Raw genomic sequence first — 20,149 nt, forward strand, 5'->3', positions numbered from 1 at the left:
TGTGCAGCAGCTAGCCGAAAAATCCAGTGCTCTGGAATCTTTGCAGCACCAAATCGCTGAAAAATCCGCTGCTGTGGAATCCTTGCAGCAGCAATTCGCCACCGAAAAGCAAAATCTCGAAAGCCAATTCCAGGAAACCGTGTCGAAGTCGAGTTACGAATATTTGCAGCACGAGTTAGCACAAAAGTCAAGTGCGATCGGCGACTTCCAAGTTAAACTGACCAAGTTGCAATATCTGGAAAATGAATTGAGCCAGAGTGCGGCGATACAGCGAAATTACGACGCTTTGCACCAACAGTCTCAAGAACAGCTAAGAACCATCAAAGCTTTACGGGAACAGCTAGGTCAAATGCAGGCTGTGGCTGGGATTGGCGAAGCTTATCTCAACAAGTGGCGCCGTCCCTGATTCTCTGATCGGCACGCCACAGTCTAACGCTCCGGGTGCGCCCAGAGCATTTTACCCCTAAAAAGTCCTCTAAACTCTGCCTCCTTCCTCTTGTAGCGATAGATTTGAACCTGTCGCTACAAGAGCTTTTTATTGCAAAATATGAGCATAATATTAAGAAATATTACAATAAATAAATTTATGACAGGCGATCGCACCCCTGAGAGCAAATCCAATCCAGCAGACACTAAGGGCCGCGTCACGGTAATTGGAGGCGGCATCGGCGGGCTGACAGCAGCAGCCCTGCTAGCCCGCAGAGGATACAAAGTGCTAGTCTTAGAACAGGCGATCGTCCCCGGCGGATGCGCTTCCACCTTCAAACGCAAAGGCTTTACCTTCGATGTCGGCGCCACGCAGGTTGCAGGATTGGAACCCGGAGGAATTCACCACCGAATTTTCTCAGAATTAGATATAGAACTTCCCGCCGCGACACCCTGCGACCCGGCTTGTGCGGTGTTTTTGCCGGGAGAAACCGCACCGATTAGCGTGTGGCGAGATCCGCAAAAGTGGCAGGAAGAAAGGCAACGGCAGTTTCCGGGAAGCGAACCTTTTTGGCAATTATTGTCTGCATTGTTCAAAGCTAGCTGGAAATTTCAAGGGCGCGATCCAGTTTTACCACCCAGAAACTTCTGGGATTTTTGGCAATTAATTCAAGCAGTTCGCCCGGATACTTTAATTACTTTGCCTTTCACTTTTATGACAGTGGGAGATGCTTTGCGGCTTTGCGGGTTGGGCGACAATTTGCGCTTGAAAACTTTTCTAGATTTGCAGTTAAAATTGTATTCTCAAGTTGATACCGAAGAAACGGCGCTACTTTACGCGGCTACGGCTTTAGGAGTTTCGCAAGAGCCGCAGGGATTGTATCATCTACAAGGAAGTATGCAGGTATTGAGCGATCGACTCGTAGAGGCGATCGAACGAGACGGCGGCAAAGTCCTGTTGCGGCATACAGTTGAAAGTATTGTCACCACTAACGGCCAAGCCACCGGTACAGTCATTCGCAATCAAAAAACCGGCGAAGTTTGGACAGAAACTGCCGATCGCATTGTTGCCAACGTGACAGCGCAAAATCTAGTAAAGTTATTGTCAAGCGAGCCGATAGTCGGAAATTTAACAAATAATTTATCCGTTAAATCAGAGACTTCAGATACAACAAATCAACTCCCCAATCAAATGGCAGGCTACAAATATCGAGTAGATAAATTGCCGCCCGCATCCGGTGCATTTGTCATATATTTGGGAGTGCATGAAAGCGCAATTCCGGCCAATTGTCCGCCGCACCTTCAGTTTCTCTACGATTACGACGGCGAAATTGGGGAGAATAATTCATTATTTGTTTCTGTCAGCCATCCGGGAGATGGGCGAGCACCGGAGGGAATGGCGACAATTATCGCTTCGTCATTTACCGATACTCGAATGTGGTGGAATTCGGCTGATTATGAAGGATTAAAGCAAAAATACAGCGCAGGGGCGATCGCCCGTTTGAGTGAATATTTCAATTTGACGCCAGAGTCGATCGTACACCAAGAAGCCGCCACACCCCGCACCTTTGCCCGCTACACAGCGAGAGATAGAGGCGTTGTGGGTGGCATCGGGCAGCGAATACCAACCTTCGGCCCCTTCGGATTTGCCAATCGCACACCAATTAAAAACTTGTGGTTAGTGGGCGACTCCACCCATCCGGGAGAAGGCACTGCCGGCGTTTCCTATTCAGCTTTAACAGTAGTGCGGCAAATGGAAGCCGCCTCTAAAATCTAAGGAATGAGAATTAAATAAGTTCCACTCTTGAAAGTGGGATGGGCGTCCCGCCCGTCCAAACAGGACGGGCAGGACGCCCATCCCACAAGAACAATTAAAATTGTAAATTATTTAATTCGCGATCCTAAGAGGACACAGCAAGGCCGTTTCCCTACACCAAAAATAATTAATCGCGCGAGAGATGTAACTATCGCGCGATTAATTTTAGGGAATAGTCAACAGTCAACTATCATTCCGGTGTCACCGGAATTGATATCAACTACATTCTCTAACTACTTGATAGAAATCTTTGCGCCCACAGCTTCAAGCTGTTTCTTCATTTCTTCAGCAGCTTCCTTAGCAATAGCTTCCTTAACTGCTTTCGGTGCGGCTTCTACCAAGTCTTTTGCTTCCTTCAGGCCCAGACCGGTAATTGCGCGGACTTCCTTCAGAATTGCGATTTTCTTGTCAGCAGGAACTTCTTCGAGCATGACAGTAAATTCGGTTTGCTCTTCTTTGGGTTCATCAGCGGCTCCACCACCTGTACCGGGCATCATCATCATGCCGCCTACAGGAGCAGCAGCGCTGACGCCGAAAGCTTCTTCAATTTGCTTGACCAATTCAGAAGCTTCGAGCAAAGTCAGAGACTTAAGTTTTTCCAAGATTTCATCAGTTGCAGTAGACATTCGTTAAACTCCTAGTTCAATTGTAGGTTTGGGATTTCGGATTTGAGATTTGCTCATTCATCCTTAGTTTTTCGTCTCCAGTCTTCTATTTATTGCTAAATACTAATGACTGAGGACTAATGACTAATTACTAATGACTTACACAGATGCGCTTTCTGCTTCTGCTTCTGGTTGCGCTTCTGCTTCTGCTTCTGGTTGTGCTTCTGCTGCTACTTCTGCTGAACCGCCGTCTTTTTCAGCATAAGCTTTAAGACCGCGAGCGATCGAAGTAGGAACTTGATTGATACCCACAGCCAACTTGGTTGCGACACCGTTGATAGCGCCAGCAATTTGAGCCATGAGTTGTTCCTTCGACGGCAGATCCGCTAATGCTTTAACATCAGCTTCTTTCAGTAACCGTCCTTCCATGACGCCACCGCGAAGTTCAGTCTTCTTAGAGACTTTTTGGAATTCTTGGTAAGCTTTAATCGCGCCGCCAATATCTTCTTGCACGAACACAAACGCCGACGTACCAGTCAGCAATTCCTGTATCGGCTGCCAGGTTTCGTTGCCTTCAACCGCAATTCGCATCAGCGTGTTTTTTGCCACTTGGCAACTGCTGCCTTTCGAACTGCTGTCTTTCGGACGCAAACGCCGACGCAAATCTGTGATTTCAGCAACAGTTAAGCCCCTGTAGTCGATCGCGATTACCAGTTGAGATTCGCTCAAGGTTTGCTTGAGGTCTGCAATAATCTCATTTTTTACTGCTAAACTTTTGCCCATACTTATTTCACCTCCTTTTAGGATCGAAAACTGCCCACCAAAAACCCCGACCTTAGAGCCGGGGCAGAGAATTAAAAATTAACAAGTCAGAATTAAAAATAGAAAATTTCTAATCTTTGAATCTTGAGTTTTTATTTCTTCAGCCTCGGCAGGAAATTAAGCGGTCGGCACCTGCGGTCTTCAGCTTATTGATTTTTGATTAGGCTATCACCAGAAGGCAGATATTAGCAGAGGTCTGGCGTAAGTCTTGTGAGAGATTTACACAGACAGCCGAAGCTGTCTTGTACCTTCTGCGTTCTGCTTAATTCTGTACTAGGCAGCGTCAATTTTCGTATCGCGCAGAGCACTGATATCGACTTCGATCGACGGGCCCATTGTTGCGGATACGTACAAACTGCGCCAGTAGCGACCTTTTGCACCAGAAGGACGGTTGCGGTCAACTGTTTCTTGCAAAGCATGAAGGTTGACCAGCAAATCTTCCGCTGAGAAAGCTGCCTTGCCAAACATAACATGAACGATGCCAGTTCGATCGGCACGGAATTCTAGTTTACCACCTTTAAACTCGTTGATCGCCTGAGCAATGTCAGTCGTCACCGTGCCACCTTTCGGAGAAGGCATCAAACCGCGCGGGCCCAGCAACCGACCCAATTTTGCCACCAACGGCATCACATCTGGGGTAGCAATCAGGCAATCGAAGTCCATCATGCCCTTCTGAATTTCATCGATCAACTCTTCAGAACCAGCAATATCCGCGCCGGCATTTAGAGCTTCTTTAACTTTTTCGCCCTTAGCAATCACCGCAATTCTGACTACTTGACCAGTTCCTTTTGGTAGCGATACAGTTGTCCGCAACTGTTGGTCAGTATATTTCGGGTCAATTCCCAAACGGATGTGAGCTTCAGCAGCTTCGCCAAACTTAGCGGTTGCCGTTTCTTTCAAAAGTTGCAGAGCTTCCAGCGGTAGATAAGGTCTGTCTTCAACTTTCTTTTGAAGTTCTTGCAGTCTTCTAGATACTTTCTTTGCCATTGTTATCTCCTGGGGTCAGTCGATTTTAGATTTTAGATTTTAGATTTTAGATTGAACTGTTTAGCTCATTTCTAATCTAAAACATTTGCGATTCCTAGCGAAGCTTTGCTTCTCCCCCTGAACCGACTTAGGATTTGCGATTTGAGCTTGAAGATTTTAGCTTCAAAATCCTGAATTACTGACAACTGCCAACTGTCAACTGACAACTGACAACTGACTTCAATCAGCGATCGCCACGCCCATATTTTTAGCCGTTCCTGCCACAATTTTCATAGCAGCCTCAACATCATTAGCATTGAGGTCAGGCATTTTGGTTTCAGCGATTTCTCGCAGTTGAGCCTGTGTAATCGAGCCTACTTGCTTGCGATTAGGTTCTCCCGAACCTTTAGCAATGCCAGCGGCTTTTTGAATCAAAACCGACGCCGGCGGGGTTTTGAGAATAAAAGTAAAACTGCGGTCTTCAAAAACCGAAATTTCTACCGGAACCACCAGACCTGCTTGGTCTGCGGTTCTAGCATTGTACTCCTTGCAAAACATCATGATATTGACGCCGTGCTGACCCAATGCTGGGCCGATCGGAGGAGCTGGGTTGGCTTTTCCCGCCGTAATCGCCAACTTAATTACTGCAACAACTTTCTTTGCCATTAGTTAGTTCTGTTTCTGAACCTGATTGAACTCCAATTCTACAGGCGTATCGCGCCCAAAAATCGAGAGTAAAACTTTGAGCTTGTTTCGTTCCGGGCTAACTTCAATCACATCACCTTCAAAATCTTTAAACGGCCCGGAAAGTACCACAACGTGGTCTCCAGCAGACATCGATACTTTGACAACTGGTTCTGATTCCTGAGCGTTTCTGAAGATCCGTTCTACTTCCGAATGACTCAGAGGTAGCGGTTTGACGTGACCCCTGCCGCGCCCGTAGCGGCGTTTCTGCTCTGCCCCGACAAAATTAATTACATTCGGGGTATTCTTAATCACCTGCCAAGTATCCTCGTCCATAAACATACGGATGAGTACGTAGCCGGGAAAGATTTTTTCATCTGACTGCCGCCTGGAACCGTCTTTGCCGACTTTGATTGCCGGAGTTTGCGGAATTTCGACTTGAACGATGCGATCGGCAACATCCAAAGTTTGAATCCGCTGCTGCAAGTTTGCCTTCACGCGCTTTTCGCAGCCCGAGGCAACTTGAACAGCATACCAGCGAGCATCAATCTCCGGCACCTCTGGCGATGCTGCCTGTCCCGTCGCTTCTGTGGAATACTCAGATTCTTCTGATGCAAAAGTCATGGCCCAAACACCTTTCCCGCGCCCCAGTTAAAGAAGTTATCCACCAAATAGATCAGGCTTGCTGAGAGGATTACCATCAAAAGCACGGCCAAAGACTCGCTGATTAGCTGCTGCCTGCTGGGCCAAACCACTTTGTCGAGTTCTTCTCTAGTTTCCTTAAAAAAACCCGCAGGGTCAAACCCAGGCGCCGTTATTTCTTGAGTTTCTTGAGCTTCGTCTTTTTTCGCCACGATTCAATCCCCCTTGCGATTTTAGATTTTAGGTTTTAGATTTTAGATGGTGTGAGTGGCCCGCGGCTCTCAGATTTTGTGACACTAACCACTTACGCCCAAGTCCCAAATCTCAAATCTAAAGCCACGACTTTTTTACAAGCCCAACCAATCAACGGCGTAAATGCCGATCGCCGAAACCGATGATCGAGAAGCCACACCGAGCATTTGTTGATGGCATTTTTTGCGAACCGCCCACAAAAATTAATTCTACCCGAAAGTTTGGGATTTTGACTGTTGCCAGCCAATAATCCGGGCGCTTTCGGGCAGAATTTAAAGTTTGGTGATTCAGCGCGCCCTGGAGGACTTGAACCCCCGACATCAGGTTTTGGAGACCTGCGTTCTACCAACTGAACTAAGAGCGCACAGGTGAGGTTGCTGAAATTCGCTTAACCTCTAGATTTCTATTTTAACACAGTGCGCTCGTAAATGGGAAACTTTTTTTGAATTTTTTTAAATTTCCCATGAACCATGAACCAAGGGGAAGCTGGGTGCATTCCTACAGGGAGCGATCGAACCGCTGTTTGACGCGAGTAGCTTTGCCCACCCGATCGCGCAGGTAGTAAAGTTTTGCTCTGCGAACTTTCCCGCGGCGCATCACTTGGATCGTGGCTATGCGGGGCGAGTGAATCAAAAACACCCGTTCCACTCCGACGCCCTGAAACACGCGGCGGACGGTGATTGTTTCATTAATCCCGCCGTTACGCATGGCAATCACAGTCCCTTCGTAGGGCTGAACCCGTTCTTTGTTACCCTCTTTAATTTTCACGCCGACTCGCACTGTGTCGCCGACGTAAATTTCGGGAACTTGTTTATTGAGTTCTTGCTTGACTCTATCTATTTCTGCCGTTTCGATAGAACGGATTATTTCTGCGCCTTTCATCGGATTTACCAAAACTCACAATCCCTTATCATATATCGAAATGCCCGTTTTATGTCAAAAAAATTCTATGTTAGATACCTCTGGGGTCGTATTTCTGCAACTAGGGGCAATGGCCGCACTCGCCTTGTACGTCGCCGCCAACTTGGGGGCCAACGATGTCGCTAACTCGATGGGGACATCCGTAGGCTCGAAGGCCCTAACGCTGCGGCAGGCAATAATTGTTGCAGGCATACTGGAGTTTTCCGGCGCAGTGCTGTTCGGCCAAGGAGTTTCCGAAACTCTGGCCACAGGAGTTGTGAATGCACAAGTGTTCGCTGCCCAACCGCAAGTATTTTTAATCGGGATGGTGTCAGTGCTGATTGCTTGCGGGATCTGGCTGCAAATCGCTACCAGTCGAGGTTTGCCGGTTTCTTCATCCCATGCAGTGGTGGGCGCGATCGCGGGTTTTAGCTGTGTTGCAGCCGGAATTAATGCAGTAGATTGGCGAACCATCGGCACCATCTCCCTAACTTGGGTGGCGACACCCGTTGCTAGCGGTGCTTTAGCCGCGCTATTTTACAGTGCGGTGAAGTATGGGATTCTCGATCGACCAGATCCTCTATCTCAAATGCGCGAGTGGATACCTTGGCTGAGTGCAGGAATGCTGAGCGTATTTGGCATAATTGTACTGCCGTCCGTTGTGGATGTCGCTTTGGTGCAGACAGGGGCGATCGCCGCCGCGCGCGATCGATTTGGCTGGAATCTGCCAATTCACGATATTGTCATTGGCATCGGGAGTATTGGGGCGATCGTCCTGACACTCACTAGCTGGAAAAAATTAGAATCAGTTGAGAAGGAAGAAGGTTCGGCAGCGGATTTTGTAACGGATGTAACGGATGCAAGGAATAAGAAAGAGGGAATATTTTCCCAATCTCCCACTCTCCCCCTCTCCCCCTCTCCCCCTCCCCGCCACTCTCTCATCGAGCAACAAATGGCGAGATTTCAAGTCTTGAGCGCCTGTTTTGTAGCATTTTCCCACGGTTCCAACGACGTAGGAAATGCAGTTGCTCCCCTAGCTGCGATCGCCTACATCCGGCGCACAGGTTCCTTTCCATCAGGGGATTTCAGCGTTCCCCTGTGGATTTTAGTCCTCGGAGGCGCAGGAATAGTCATCGGTTTAGCCATTTGGGGAAAAAATGTAATAGCCACAGTCGGCGAAAAAATCATCGAACTCCAACCAAGCGGCGGATTTTGCGCGGAATTAGCCACAGCCACCACAGTCTTGCTAGCATCCCGCTTCGGTTTGCCAGTTTCCACATCCCACGCTTTAGTCGGTGCAGTTGTCGGAGTCGGGCTGATCAAAGCTTGGAAAACTGTACGCTTGCAAACTTTGCTGTCAATTGGTTCGGCTTGGCTGGTGACAATTCCGATCGCAGCAGGTTTGGCTGCTATCATCTTCAGCATCGCGCAATCAATCGATTTTAGATTTTAGATTTTAGATTTTAGATTGAGGAATTTCAGAACAGTCAAAAGTAGACCTCTTGCAAAAATAATTAGGACGGGCAAGATGCCCATCCCACAAGAAAAAAAACTTTTGTGGGATGGGCATCTTGCCCGTCCCATCAATTGATGAAAAGGATTTTTGCAAGAGGTCTAGTCAACAGTCAACAGTTAACTAATCCTTCTGATTGCCGCGGTTGGGATATTCTCGCAGCGGCAAAAGTTTCCAAGCCGCAGCATCTGCACCCCAGTTGCGAAAAATCTTCACGGAAGCGAAAATTTTAGCGAAACGCCAATTATAGTAACGCTTCCAGTCAGGAGGCCACTGGGCGGTTTCGTCAGCGGCTTGCAAAGCTCTGACTTCAGCTTCGAGTGCTGCGGCGTGGCGCTGCATGATGATTTCTAGTTGCAAAAAGTGTTCTTCGGGCGATCGCAATTTTTTTAGATCCTAACTACAAGCGTGATAAGCTGTTGCGGCATTTAAATTGTATGTTAAAGAACAATCAAACAATGAGTGGGGTGTAGGGGCCCTAGCGTCCCGCCCGCCCTGAATATACAATTTAAATGCGCGACAGCTTAGACATCTCCAGAAAAGCCAGCTTTGAACAGGCAAGATGCCTGTTCCACAATAATTATTGGAGATGGCTGATAGAAATTTCGCACATCAAACCTGGTTTCGACACACAAGCACGCGGGTTCCTCAATCACTTAATTCCTCCTCAAAGCAATGCTTCAGCTTTTGAGCCAGCACCTCAACGTTAGGCTTTCTCAACATACTAAGATGATTTCCAGGAACTCTAATCACCTCTACTTTTTGGGTCGTTAATTCACTCCAGCCAAGAGTCGGATCTTGATGGCTCATGCTTAGCTGTTCCCTCGATCTAAACAAAGTAATTCGCTGCGGATAAATTTTCGGTACATAGCTGAGAGTTGCTTGACTGTTAGCCTGAAATACAGTAAACATCGAAGGAATTGCCAGCTCGCGCCAGCTTCTTTCTTTTGACTCCTGAGATAGGATGCTAACCATAACGGCCTGTTTCCAATTCCAGCGATGCAAAAAATTAGCTGCCACATTCAGCATCTTATTTAATTTAGAAAACCTGGCAGCAATACCGCCACTTTGAACATTTTCCGCAGTAGCCACAAAGCGAAAATAATCTACTACAAAAGGCCAGATAGAGCGCGAAACAGTAGTTAGAATAAACTTGCAACCGTCCCAAAAAGAAGGTTTGTTAGCAGAAACCGGCGCTAAAGTATCCAGCACAGCAAGTAAAGCCACTTCATCCCCCGCCGCGAGCAACTGTTGAGCCATCTCAAAAGCGACTAAACCTCCAAAAGACCAGCCTCCTAAAAAATAAGGCCCTTTTGGTTGAACGGTACGCAAGGCTGCGATGTAGTCAGTCGCCATGTCTTCAATGCTAGTTAACGGAGAACTTTCGCCGTCAATACCCTTTGGTTGCAGCCCGTAAAACGGTTGATTTTCTCCTAGCTGGAACGCTAACTCGCAATAAGGAAATACGACGCCAAAAATGGGATGAACGCAGAATAAAGGCGGATTTTTACCGCGCGGCTTAATTGCAACTAAAGGCGACCATTCCAAAGAATTTGTTTCTGAAGATAGCGAATCTGCTAAACCTTCTATTGTCGGATTTAAGAAAAGAGCAGATAGCGGCAACTCGCGCTCAAAATGCTGGTTAATTTGATTGATTAGGCGGATTGCTAGCAGGGAGTCTCCACCCAAATCGAAGAAGTTATCGCGAATGCCAACGGGTTCGGCATTCAGGATTTCTGACCAAATTTTGGCTAGGGTTGACTCGGTTGGCGTGCGAGGTGCAATGCAGCTTTTATCTATTGAATTGCTAGTTATAGTTCCCGGTGCAGGTAGGCGCAGGCGATCGATTTTGCCGTTGGGGGTTAGGGGCATAAAGTCGATCGCCACAAAAGCACTGGGAATCATGTAATTGGGCAGTTGTTGTTGGAGAAAAGTGCGTATTTCCCCGGGATTAAGTGTCTGATTGTGATTGGGGACGACATAAGCAACTAGGCGTTTGTTGCCCGACCCATCATCCACAGCAACCGCCGCTGTTTCTTTGACTGCTGGATGCTGAACCAGCAGCGCTTCAATTTCTCCCAATTCTATTCGATAACCGCGAATTTTTACCTGTTCGTCAGTGCGGCCTAAAAACTCAATATTGCCGTCGGGAAAATAGCGAGCTAAGTCACCTGTTTTGTAAATTCGTTGTCCTGCTTTCTGGCTAAACGGATTAGCAATAAATCGCTGGGCGGTTAATTCGGGGCGGTTCAGGTAGCCTCGCGCCAATCCGCTGCCGCCGATGTACAATTCACCGGGAATTCCAACGGGTACAGGCTGTAAATTTTTATCTAAAATATAGAGTTGAGTGTTGGCAATTGGGCGGCCGATGGGCGGTTTTTTGCTATCGCCAATTTCGGCCAAACTTGACCAGACAGTCGCTTCTGTAGGGCCGTAAGCGTTAAAAAATCTGCGCCCAAAAGCCCAGCGTTTAACAATATCCGGGGAACAGGATTCGCCAGCACAGATGATTGTTTGCAGTGCGGGAAGTTCGGCGTTTGGAAGGACAGCTAGCAGCGAGGGCGGGAGGGTAGCGTGGGTAATAGCATTGTCCTGCAAAAATTGGATTAATGTTTGTCCGGGCAACAAAGATTCTTTCTTGGCACAGTAAAGTGTTGATCCGGTTCCTAATGCCATGACAATCTCAAAGATTGAGGCATCAAAACTCAGTGAGGCGAATTGCAAAATGCGGTGATTTGAGTTTAAGTTAAAAGCTTCGATTTGAGCTAGGGCTAAGTTGTAGAGTCCCCGATGTTCGATTAAAACGCCTTTGGGTTTTCCGGTTGAACCAGATGTGTAAATGACGTAGGCTAGATTTTCTGGTAGGATATTTGTAGTTTGGTTTTCTGAGCTTTGTCGGGCGATAATTTCTCTGTCGGAGTCCAAACACACTACTGAAAAAACTCCGTAATTTTCCGGCTGCGTCAAGTTTTTTGCTAAGTGCTGCTGAGTTACCCAAATCGACACCTGAGCATCTTCTAACATGAAGTTAAGCCGCTCTTGAGGATAAGTTGGATCTAAAGGCAGGTAGGCTGCGCCTGCTTTGATAATGCCTAGCAATCCGACGATCGCATCTAAGGAACGTTCTACACAAAGGCCCACTAAAACTTCTGGTGCTGCTCCCAATTGCTGCAAGTAACGTGCAAGTTGGTTGGCTCTGCTGTTGAGTTGGCGGTAGGTTAACTGCTGGTTTTCAAAGACGGCGGCTACAGCATCGGGCGCGAGCGCGACTCGATCTTCAAATAGCTGATGGAAACACTGGTTTTGCGGATAATCTCTCTGAGTGTCATTCCAATCGATTAATAATTGCTGGTATTCTGGCGCTGTCAGCAAGGCCAAGTCGCTGAGGTGCTGTTTGGGATTGTTAACAATGGCTTCAAGCAGCGTTTGGAAATGTCCCGCCATGCGCGCAATTGTGGCGCGATCGAATAAATCTGTGCTGTAGACAAATTGCCCTTGAATACTTCCTGCATTTTCCCACAAGTGGCACTCTAAATCGAGCTTGGCGGTTCCCGCGTCAAAGTCGATCGCCTCGCAAGCAATTCCCGGCAATTCTAGCGCTGCTACAGGAGTGTTTTGCAGGCTGAAACTGTGTTGAAATAGGGGGTTGCGGCTCAACTCGCGATCGGGGTGCATTTCCTCCACCAACTTCTCGAAGGGCAAATCTTGGTGGGCGTAGGCTGCCATTGCGACGTTTTTTACCCGATGCAATAGTTCCAGAAAAGTTGGGTTTCCTGATAAATCTGCACGCAGCACCAAACTGTTGACAAAAAAACCGATTAATGCTTCTATTTCGCTCTGGTTGCGATTGGCGATCGGCGTTCCTACTGCAATATCGACTTGTCCTGTATAGCGGTACAGCAAAGTTTGAAAAGCGGCAAGCAAGGTAATAAATAAAGTCGCGCTTTCTTGCTGGCTCAACGACTTTAGCGCCTCGCTCAAAGCAGGTGATAATGCGATCGATTGTTTAGCGCCCCGATAGGATGGAACGGCCAGTCTTTGCCTGTCTGTAGGTAGATTGAGTGCGGTAATTCCGTTTAACTGCTGCCGCCAATAAGCTAACTGGGTTTCTAATACTTCGCCCTGCAAATATTGGTGCTGCCACTCTGCAAAGTCAGCGTACTGCACGGGCAGTGCTGGTAAGTGCGATATCCCATTTTTTACAAATGCTGTGTAGAGCATTCCCAGCTCTCGAATTAGCACTCCAATCGACCAACCATCAGCCACAATATGATGTAAATTCAGCAACAATATATGTTCTGTTTCACTGAGTTGTAACAGCGTTACTTTAAATAACGGCCCAGCGGCTAAATCGAAAGGGCATTGCGCTGCATCGGTTGCTAGTTGCAGCGCTGCGGCTTCCTGCTGATTTGGCGAAAGATTTTGTAAGTCGATTGTGGGAAGAGATACGGTTAAAAAGGGAGCAATAACTTGTACCAGTTCCCCTTCCAAAAGCGTAAAAGTGGTGCGTAAAGTTTCGTGCCGCTGCACAATTTCATTGAAGGTTCGCTCTAAGGCTCTTAAATTGAGAAAACCTGTTAAGCGGAGTGCTGTTGAGACATTGTAGAAAGGATTGCCCGGTGCTAATTGATTGAGGAACCAAAGCCGCTGCTGAGCAAACGATGCTGGAAATACAAAAACTTCTATTTCTTCCTGCATATTTATCGAAATTGCCCCTGTTCACCAGCCATCATTTTTATTGACTTTCTAGATTATATCTCTTGCACTAATTCACAAACTCTCTTAAAATTATCTGCGTTAATCTGTGTTAATCTGCCCTTCATCTGCGGTCACTCTATCATCAAAAAATTATGCAATAGGTTTATTAAAAGATGATAGCTTCCTCCGCCGACTATCGCGCGAAATCGGCACCAAAGCCGGAGCATCACTTTTAGCATTCTTATCTTTCAAACTCTCCACAATCTTAGATAATTCTGCAATCGTCGGCGCCTCAAAAACCCGGCGCAAAGGCAACTCTACCGCGAAAGCATCTCGCACTCTCGAAACAAGCTGAGTCGCCAGCAGCGAATGGCCTCCCAATTCAAAGAAATTGTCCCGAATACCCACTCGCTTTATCCCCAAAACCTCACCCCAAATTTTCACTAAAACTTCCTCAATAGAAGTCTGAGGCGCAACATAACCGCCAGCCCATTCTAACTTAATCGGCTGCGGTGCAGGCAAAGCGAGGCGATCGACCTTTCCGTTAGCCGTCACAGGTAGCGACTCCAGCACCACAAAAGCCGACGGAAGCATATATTCCGGCAGTTTTTCTGCTAGATAAGCCTGCAACTGCGGCACTAATTTCCGTGCTGCTTTAGCTTGTAAGGGATTGTTAGCATAAGAGCGCCAAGGACGCAAGTTATCGCTTCGGGTTTCTCGCACAAAATCTCTGGTTTCGCCCCGTGCAAAAACTACATCGTAGCGCCCTTGACTGTCGGAATTAGACCAACTAATATTAACATTATACGGAACTTCTAAAGCATACCACGCTTCGGGATCTACTCCTAAATCCTCGACTTTTTCCACGGCTTTCTGCAACTGACCTGCTGTTGGAAATTTATCGACAACAGACAGCAATTCTGCCGCCTTAACTGCTGCCGTTACCCGCGCATTAGGCACATTAGCAATTCTTAAAACATCGAGTTGATTTTCCCATAATATTTGTTGCACCTTGGTAACAGTCAGATGCTGATTTTCATCCAACCAATCCAGCCGTTTTTCTGCGCGCCGCTCTTCTTGTGACGAGGATTTTGGGCGTGCTGTTTCAGACGCAATATGCAAAATAGCATTGTACCGAAAATCAGTTAACTCATTGTGGTAAGTACCGCGAATTAATTGAATCTCTACGCCGCCAATCTGGGGAAAGCGGTGCTTTAATGCGCTAAAAAACTCTGGTTCAATAACTAACTCTGTTTCTTGAAAAATTTGCATTTGTACTCGCTGCTGCAACTGTTTGCCCGCGAGAGAAGGTTCGGCTTGATACAGTTGTACCGAAGCGTGAAAAGCTGCCAGCAACGGCAAGCTGCGGACATCTCCGATGAATATAAAGCCGCCGGGAGCAGTTGCTTTCACCGCACCTTCTAGCACCTGCACCAGATAGTCGATAGTCGGGAAATATTGCACGACAGAGTTGAGAATTACGGCGTCAAAAGCTGCTGTCTCTACTCCTTCAAAGTCGGTCGCCATTTTCTGAAGCAGCGTTACATTAGCTAACTGTTGGTTTGCCAAGTGCTGCCGAATATAGTTGAGCGAAATAGGTGAAAAGTCTGTTCCGCAATATTGAGTGCAGCGAGAGGCGATTTGGAACAGCAACAAACCTGTGCCGCAGCCAATTTCTAACACTCGACTAGGCTGGAAAGCTAAAATTTGGGCGGCTTGATTGTTCGCCCAGTCGCGCATCTGTTCTGCTGGGATTGGCTGATTAGTATAACTGCTATTCCAGCCGACAATATTAAAGGTTGGATCTGAGTCAACAGCAGGTCGATCGTAAGTTTCATTGTAGAGCATTTGCCACTGCAAAACCTGTTCGTCCTGCAATTGGATTATTTGGTTTTTTTCGCTGGCACTGCTATATTCATGATTCAGGGCAATATAAGCTACTAAACGTTTATCTCCCTGTCCATCTTCCGAAGCTATTGCTACAGTTTGCTGCACGGCCGGATGTTGAGTTAATAGTGTCTCGATTTCTCCTAATTCGATGCGGAAACCGCGAATTTTTACTTGTTCGTCAATGCGTCCTAAAAATTCAAGGTTGCGATCGCCTCTGTAGCGCACTAAGTCGCCGGTTTTGTAAATTCGCTCTCCTGAATTTGGTTTAAACTGAGATGTTGCACCATTATCGGGAACAGGCAAGATGCCTGTTCCACAAAGAGTGGGGTGGGAACTATTATCTAGAACAGGCATCTTGCCTGTTCCACAAAGATTGGGGGGAGGACTATTATCTAGAACAGGCAATATGCCTGTTCCACAGGAAAATTCATCTCTTGTGGAACAGGCATCTTGCCTGTTCCTAAACAAGTCATTGAGAATGATGCCTGAATTTGCTTTAAAAGGATTGGAAATAAATCGTTCTGCGGTTAAATCTGGGCGGTTGAGGTAGCCGCGAGCGAGTCCGTTTCCGCCGATGTACAATTCGCCAACAACGCCTGCGGGTACGGGCTGCAAATATTTGTCTAATATGTAGACTTGAGTGTTAGCAATGGGGCGGCCAATTGTCGGGGCGATGTCTGTTTGCTCCGTTACAGGAATATAACCGGAAGTTGTGACGACGGTGTTTTCGGTTGGGCCGTAATTATTTACTAGCTTAAATGGATGGGATTTTAAAGGATGTTGTTGCAGTTTTTCGCCGCCTGCGAGCAAGATTCGCAAAGCTGTATTTTGAGGCCAATCTAATAGCAAAACTTTCTCGGCTAAAGGTGTTGGCAAAAAGCTAATTGTAATTGCTTTTGATACTAACCAGTTTTGCAGTTTTTCAGGATCTCGCCTGATGTCATCTTCTGGAAAGTAGATGCTAGATCCGGCGGCGAGATAAGGCCAAATTTCCCACCCGCAAGCATCAAAGCCGATCGCAGCAATTTGCGTAGCTCGATCGCCCGCTGACACCCCAAACTCTCTTTGATGCCAAAAAACGAGATTTAACAAGCTCCCGTGCTCAATTTCCACTCCTTTCGGCTTTCCCGTGGAACCGGAGGTGTAAATCGCGTAAACCAGATTTTCGGCTGTGGCTGCGCTGGTGGGATTGTCGGCGATTTCTTGGGAAATCATCTCCCAATCTGTGTCTAGAAAAACAACCCTTGGATGGTGAATTTTATCATCTGACTGTGTTTCTAACTTTTGCACTTCGCCATCATCCACCAGGGAATAAATTCCCTGGCTCATAGCTGAAGTCGGCTGAAGCCGACTGGAAACTTGTCCTCCTTCAGTCGTCTTTAGACGACTTTCGCTATTAGACAGGGAATTTATTCCCTGGCGGGTAAGCAATACTGACACTTGAGCATCTTTTAGCATAAAGCTCGATCGCTCAACAGGATAGCTCGGATCTAAAATTAAGTAAGCTCCTCCCGCTTTCAGGATACCCAACATCCCCACGATCAGATCGAGCGATCGCCCGCAGCAAAGCCCGACTAAAACTTCCGCCCCAACCCCAATTTTTTGCAAATAACGTGCTAGTTGGTTGCTGCGGATATTGAGTTCTCCATAAGTGACTCGCTCCTCTCCAAATACCAGCGCCACCGCATCCGGTGTCCGATCTGCCTGCATTTCAAATAGCTGATGGATGCACAAATCTTGCGGATTATCCGCCTGAGTATTGTTGCATTCAACTAACAAATGATAGCGCTCTTGGGCGCTCAAATATTGCAAGTTGGCAATTCGCTGTTCGGGATTTGTCACAATGCTTTCTAACAGAGTTTGAAAATGCCCGATCAGGCGGGTAATCGTAGCTTCATCAAATAAATCGGCGCTGTAAATAACCATGCCGCTGATACCCTCGGAGCTATCAACCCACAGCTTATTGCTGGGCGATTGGTTGCTTCCCGAAGTGTTGGGCGATCGCTCCCACAAATGAAACTCCAAATCAAACCGCGCTGTACCCACATCTAACTGCTGCGGGCTGAGTGTTAATTCTGGCAATTCTAACCGATTCCCCGGCGCGTTTTGCAGCGCAAACGCCACCTGAAATAACGGATTTTGGTTCAACGCGCGATCGGGATGCAGTTCTTCTACTAACTTCTCAAACGGCAAATCTTGGTGAGCGTAAGCTCCTAATGCTACCTCTTTGACTCGGTTTAAAAGTTCCCGAAAAGTTGGATTTCCCGACAAATCTGTACGCAGCACCAAACTATTGACAAAAAAACCGATTAATGCTTCAATTTCACTGCGGTTGCGATTGGCGATCGGCGAACCTACAACAATATCTTCTTGCTGCGCGTAATGGTAAAGCAACGTTTTAAAAGCTGCCAGCATTGTCATAAACAGCGTCACTCCTTCACGCTGGCTCAACGTTTCTAAAGCCTCGCTCAGTTGTTTTGGCAGTTGCAAAAATTGCCTTTTGCCTCGGTAACTTTGAATTGCTGGCCGGGGTCTATCCGCAGGCAAATTTAGCATAGAAATCCCGTTTAACTGCTGTCGCCAGTAAGCAAGCTGCGTTTCTAAAACTTCCCCTTGCAGCCATTCGCGCTGCCATTTTGCAAAATCAGCATACTGGATCGACAAATCCGGTAAAGGCGAAGGTTTTTCGCTAGCAAATGCCGTGTAAAGTGCGCCTAATTCCTGAATTAGCACTCCGATAGACCAACCATCGGAGACAATGTGGTGCATATTCAGCATTAGTAAATATTCGGCATCATCTAACTGCAATAATGTGACTCGCAGCAACAAGTCATTGGACAAATTGAAAGAGCGTTGAGCTTCCTGGGCCGTGAGCCTGTTTGCTTCATTTTGTCTAGATTCCTTGGGCAAGTTTCGCAAGTCCACTACATTAATCGGGAGGTGGAAAGCAGCAGCTATTTTCTGAACAGGTTGCCCCGAAACTACTGCTAAATTCGTTCGTAAAGCTTCGTGGCGGCGCACAATTTCATTGAAGGTTTGTTGCAGCGCCGAAAAATTGAGCGAACCTGTCAAACGCAAGGCTGCGGGAACATTATAAAAAGGATTGTTCGGGACTAATTGGTCGAGAAACCACAAGCGCTGCTGTGCAAAGGAAAGCGGTAGATTTCCGTCCCGCCCCATAGGAACAATCGGTGTAGGAGTGAAACTAGAAGTACGATTAGCTGCTTTTAAAAATGAAATAATTTCGGCTTTTTTATGAGAAATTTCGGCGCGAAGTTTGGGTGTAATAATTCCTTCGGGAGCGTTGCAGCGCAGGCGAGATCCCTCAACAAAAATATTAATATCTAGACTGCGAAGGTAAGATAAAAACTCAACTAACTCCACGCTGACAGAATCTCTGGCATTTGGCGATGAACTCGATATTTTTGGCTCTGGCATTTTGAGTCATCCTGTCAATCGATTTTAGATTTTAGATTTTAGATTTTAGATTTTAGAATTGAAGCATTGACCCCACAGATAAATTCGGGGGTTCCTTTATTGGATACAGGTTTTTTATTTCTGGACGGATCGATCGCGTGGCGGGTATCCTGGATGCTTTCGGTCATTACTTGGGCACATCAATAAATTAAATTCCACCAGCGCACAAATTAAGAGCTTAACTTACCGCTTGCTTACTGTGGCCTAACCTAAGTATGATCCTGTTTGAATTCGCAACCAAAATCCTACCCAAGGTTTCAGCTTATGCCGTTCATGCCCTTCAATTTCCTGTTCCTATGGCTGGTGGGACTGCTGTCCGTCGGAGTCCTTGGCGGAGGTATATACATTATTTACGAATGGTACATCGGCGCACTTGTAGGGATTTCCTACTTAGTCAGCGGAGTCTTGATGGTTCTTTGGTGTGTTGGCGGCCGCTTTATCAGTTTGCCGCTGTTCCGCCGCCCCGGTGCTGACGAACCGAAGCCGACGCGGACGGGTACGGTGCAGCGGGTAGAGAGGCCTGATGGCACTATTTTACAAGTAGAATTCTACGGCCCGGAGGACGGACAGCCGATTATCCTGTCGCACGGTTGGGGGCCGAACAGTATGGTTTGGTATTACGCGAAACGGCAACTAAGCGATCGCTACCGAGTGATTGTTTGGGATCTTCCAGGTTTGGGAAAATCCACTCGACCAAAAAACAGCGACTACTCCCTAGAAAAATTGGCCCGCGATCTTGAAGCCGTCATTGCCATAGCAGGAAATAAACCTGTTATCCTACTCGGACACAGCATGGGCGGCATGATTTCTCTAACATTCAGTCGGCTTTTTCCAGAACTTCTCGGTAGTCGAGTAGCTGGTTTAATTCTGGTAGATACGACTTATACTAATCCCGTCAAAACCGCTATTTTTAGCGGTTTATTACGCGCTTTGCAAAAGCCGCTGCTTCAACCTATGCTCTATCTCACAATAGCTCTTGAACCGATTATGTGGGGAATGACTTGGCTGAGCTATCTCAATGGTTCACTGCACATCAGTGTAGAATTATCGGGATTTAAAGGCACTGAAACGCGCGGTCAATTAGAGTTCTCAGCTTTCTTATCAGCCTTGGGTTCTCCCGGCGTTCTCGCTCGCGGCACACTCGGAATGCTCAAATTTGATGAAACAAAAACTTTGCCATCAATTGACATTCCTGTGTTGGTGATCTGCGGCGATTCAGATATCGCCACTACGCCCCCAGCTAGCCTGCGGATGAAAGCAGAATTACCTCAAGCAGAGCTAGTTACTATACAGAAAGGAGGACACATGGCATTAATGGAACACAACCAGCAGTTTGCCGAAGCTGTCAGGGCATTCTGCACTGAAATTTCGTGACGAAAAATGTGAGTTAAAATCCTGTAGGTTCAGTTAAGGAAAATGGTAGCGAAAATGTCGGGCGGAGTGAAACGGAGGGTTCGT

15 protein-coding genes, 1 tRNA gene, 1 pseudogene and 1 other annotated feature are annotated in these 20,149 nt (G+C 47.1%); of the genes and pseudogenes, 4 read left to right on the forward strand and 13 right to left on the reverse strand.

Going from position 1 to position 20,149, the window contains the following annotated elements; translation table 11 throughout:
• Both QUA50_RS07670 and QUA50_RS07675 read left to right on the forward strand, forming a co-directional pair.
• A pseudogene (locus QUA50_RS07670) lies at window positions 1-406 on the forward strand (hypothetical protein); the annotation flags it as partial.
• 180 nt (window positions 407-586) lie between these two features.
• Window positions 587-2,203: an FAD-dependent oxidoreductase gene (locus QUA50_RS07675; RefSeq protein WP_333262460.1), complete on the forward strand. Its 1,617-nt coding sequence runs from the start codon at window positions 587-589 to the stop codon at window positions 2,201-2,203.
• Window positions 2,204-2,475: 272 nt separating this feature from the next.
• Here QUA50_RS07675 and rplL read toward each other — a convergent pair whose 3' ends face one another.
• From rplL to rplS, 9 genes are all read right to left on the reverse strand, one after another.
• Window positions 2,476-2,868: a 50S ribosomal protein L7/L12 gene (gene rplL, locus QUA50_RS07680; protein WP_333262418.1), complete on the reverse strand. Its 393-nt coding sequence runs from the start codon at window positions 2,866-2,868 to the stop codon at window positions 2,476-2,478.
• 138 nt (window positions 2,869-3,006) lie between these two features.
• Entirely contained in the window at window positions 3,007-3,630 is a 624-nt protein-coding gene (gene rplJ, locus QUA50_RS07685; protein WP_333262420.1) for a 50S ribosomal protein L10, read from the reverse strand.
• Between the two features lie 29 nt (window positions 3,631-3,659).
• Window positions 3,660-3,832: a sequence feature (ribosomal protein L10 leader region), on the reverse strand.
• A gap of 110 nt (window positions 3,833-3,942) precedes the next feature.
• Complete coding sequence (gene rplA, locus QUA50_RS07690) at window positions 3,943-4,656, reverse strand: 50S ribosomal protein L1 (protein WP_333080351.1); 714 nt, start codon at window positions 4,654-4,656, stop codon at window positions 3,943-3,945.
• A gap of 219 nt (window positions 4,657-4,875) precedes the next feature.
• Complete coding sequence (gene rplK, locus QUA50_RS07695; RefSeq protein ID WP_333031062.1) at window positions 4,876-5,301, reverse strand: 50S ribosomal protein L11; 426 nt, start codon at window positions 5,299-5,301, stop codon at window positions 4,876-4,878.
• Between the two features lie 3 nt (window positions 5,302-5,304).
• Window positions 5,305-5,943, reverse strand: a complete 639-nt coding sequence (gene nusG, locus QUA50_RS07700) for a transcription termination/antitermination protein NusG (protein WP_172186535.1) — start codon at window positions 5,941-5,943, stop codon at window positions 5,305-5,307.
• The gene (secE, locus tag QUA50_RS07705) at window positions 5,940-6,173 is read right to left on the reverse strand and encodes a preprotein translocase subunit SecE (protein WP_333054360.1); all 234 of its coding nucleotides are present in this window, start codon (window positions 6,171-6,173) and stop codon (window positions 5,940-5,942) included. The genes nusG and secE overlap by 4 nt, the downstream gene beginning before the upstream one ends.
• Window positions 6,174-6,324: 151 nt before the next feature.
• Entirely contained in the window at window positions 6,325-6,534 is a 210-nt protein-coding gene (locus tag QUA50_RS07710; protein ID WP_333262424.1) for a hypothetical protein, read from the reverse strand.
• Window positions 6,505-6,577: transfer RNA gene (locus QUA50_RS07715), tRNA-Trp, on the reverse strand. Before QUA50_RS07715 ends, QUA50_RS07710 begins: the two co-directional genes overlap by 30 nt.
• A gap of 134 nt (window positions 6,578-6,711) precedes the next feature.
• On the reverse strand, window positions 6,712-7,095 hold the full coding sequence (gene rplS / locus QUA50_RS07720; RefSeq protein ID WP_333234829.1) for a 50S ribosomal protein L19: 384 nt from the start codon (window positions 7,093-7,095) through the stop codon (window positions 6,712-6,714).
• A 40-nt stretch (window positions 7,096-7,135) separates the two neighbouring features.
• On the opposite strand from rplS, the gene QUA50_RS07725 reads away from it, so the two are divergent.
• On the forward strand, window positions 7,136-8,566 hold the full coding sequence (locus QUA50_RS07725; protein WP_445243150.1) for an inorganic phosphate transporter: 1,431 nt from the start codon (window positions 7,136-7,138) through the stop codon (window positions 8,564-8,566).
• 183 nt (window positions 8,567-8,749) lie between these two features.
• Here the strand turns inward: QUA50_RS07725 and QUA50_RS07730 are convergent, their stop codons facing one another.
• The 4 genes from QUA50_RS07730 to QUA50_RS07745 all read right to left on the reverse strand — a co-directional run bounded on the left by QUA50_RS07730 (window position 8,750) and on the right by QUA50_RS07745 (window position 18,652).
• The gene (locus QUA50_RS07730) at window positions 8,750-9,010 is read right to left on the reverse strand and encodes a hypothetical protein (protein ID WP_333262430.1); all 261 of its coding nucleotides are present in this window, start codon (window positions 9,008-9,010) and stop codon (window positions 8,750-8,752) included.
• Between the two features lie 140 nt (window positions 9,011-9,150).
• Window positions 9,151-9,282, reverse strand: coding sequence for a hypothetical protein (locus tag QUA50_RS07735; RefSeq protein ID WP_333299453.1), 132 nt, complete (start codon window positions 9,280-9,282; stop codon window positions 9,151-9,153).
• Window positions 9,275-13,324 (reverse strand): amino acid adenylation domain-containing protein, encoded by a 4,050-nt coding sequence (locus QUA50_RS07740; protein ID WP_333262433.1) that lies wholly within the window; start codon window positions 13,322-13,324, stop codon window positions 9,275-9,277. The genes QUA50_RS07735 and QUA50_RS07740 overlap by 8 nt, the downstream gene beginning before the upstream one ends.
• Window positions 13,325-13,474: 150 nt before the next feature.
• Window positions 13,475-18,652 carry an amino acid adenylation domain-containing protein gene (locus QUA50_RS07745; RefSeq protein WP_333262436.1) on the reverse strand — a complete coding sequence of 1,726 codons (5,178 nt, stop codon included), beginning with the start codon at window positions 18,650-18,652 and terminating at the stop codon, window positions 13,475-13,477.
• A gap of 303 nt (window positions 18,653-18,955) precedes the next feature.
• Here QUA50_RS07745 and QUA50_RS07750 point away from each other — a divergent pair, with 303 nt between their 5' ends.
• Window positions 18,956-20,065 carry an alpha/beta hydrolase gene (locus tag QUA50_RS07750; RefSeq protein ID WP_333262439.1) on the forward strand — a complete coding sequence of 370 codons (1,110 nt, stop codon included), beginning with the start codon at window positions 18,956-18,958 and terminating at the stop codon, window positions 20,063-20,065.
• Window positions 20,066-20,149: the final 84 nt, after the last annotated feature.

It is taken from the genome of Microcoleus sp. M2_D5, from assembly GCF_036701935.1.
Lineage (GTDB): Bacteria > Cyanobacteriota > Cyanobacteriia > Cyanobacteriales > Microcoleaceae > Microcoleus.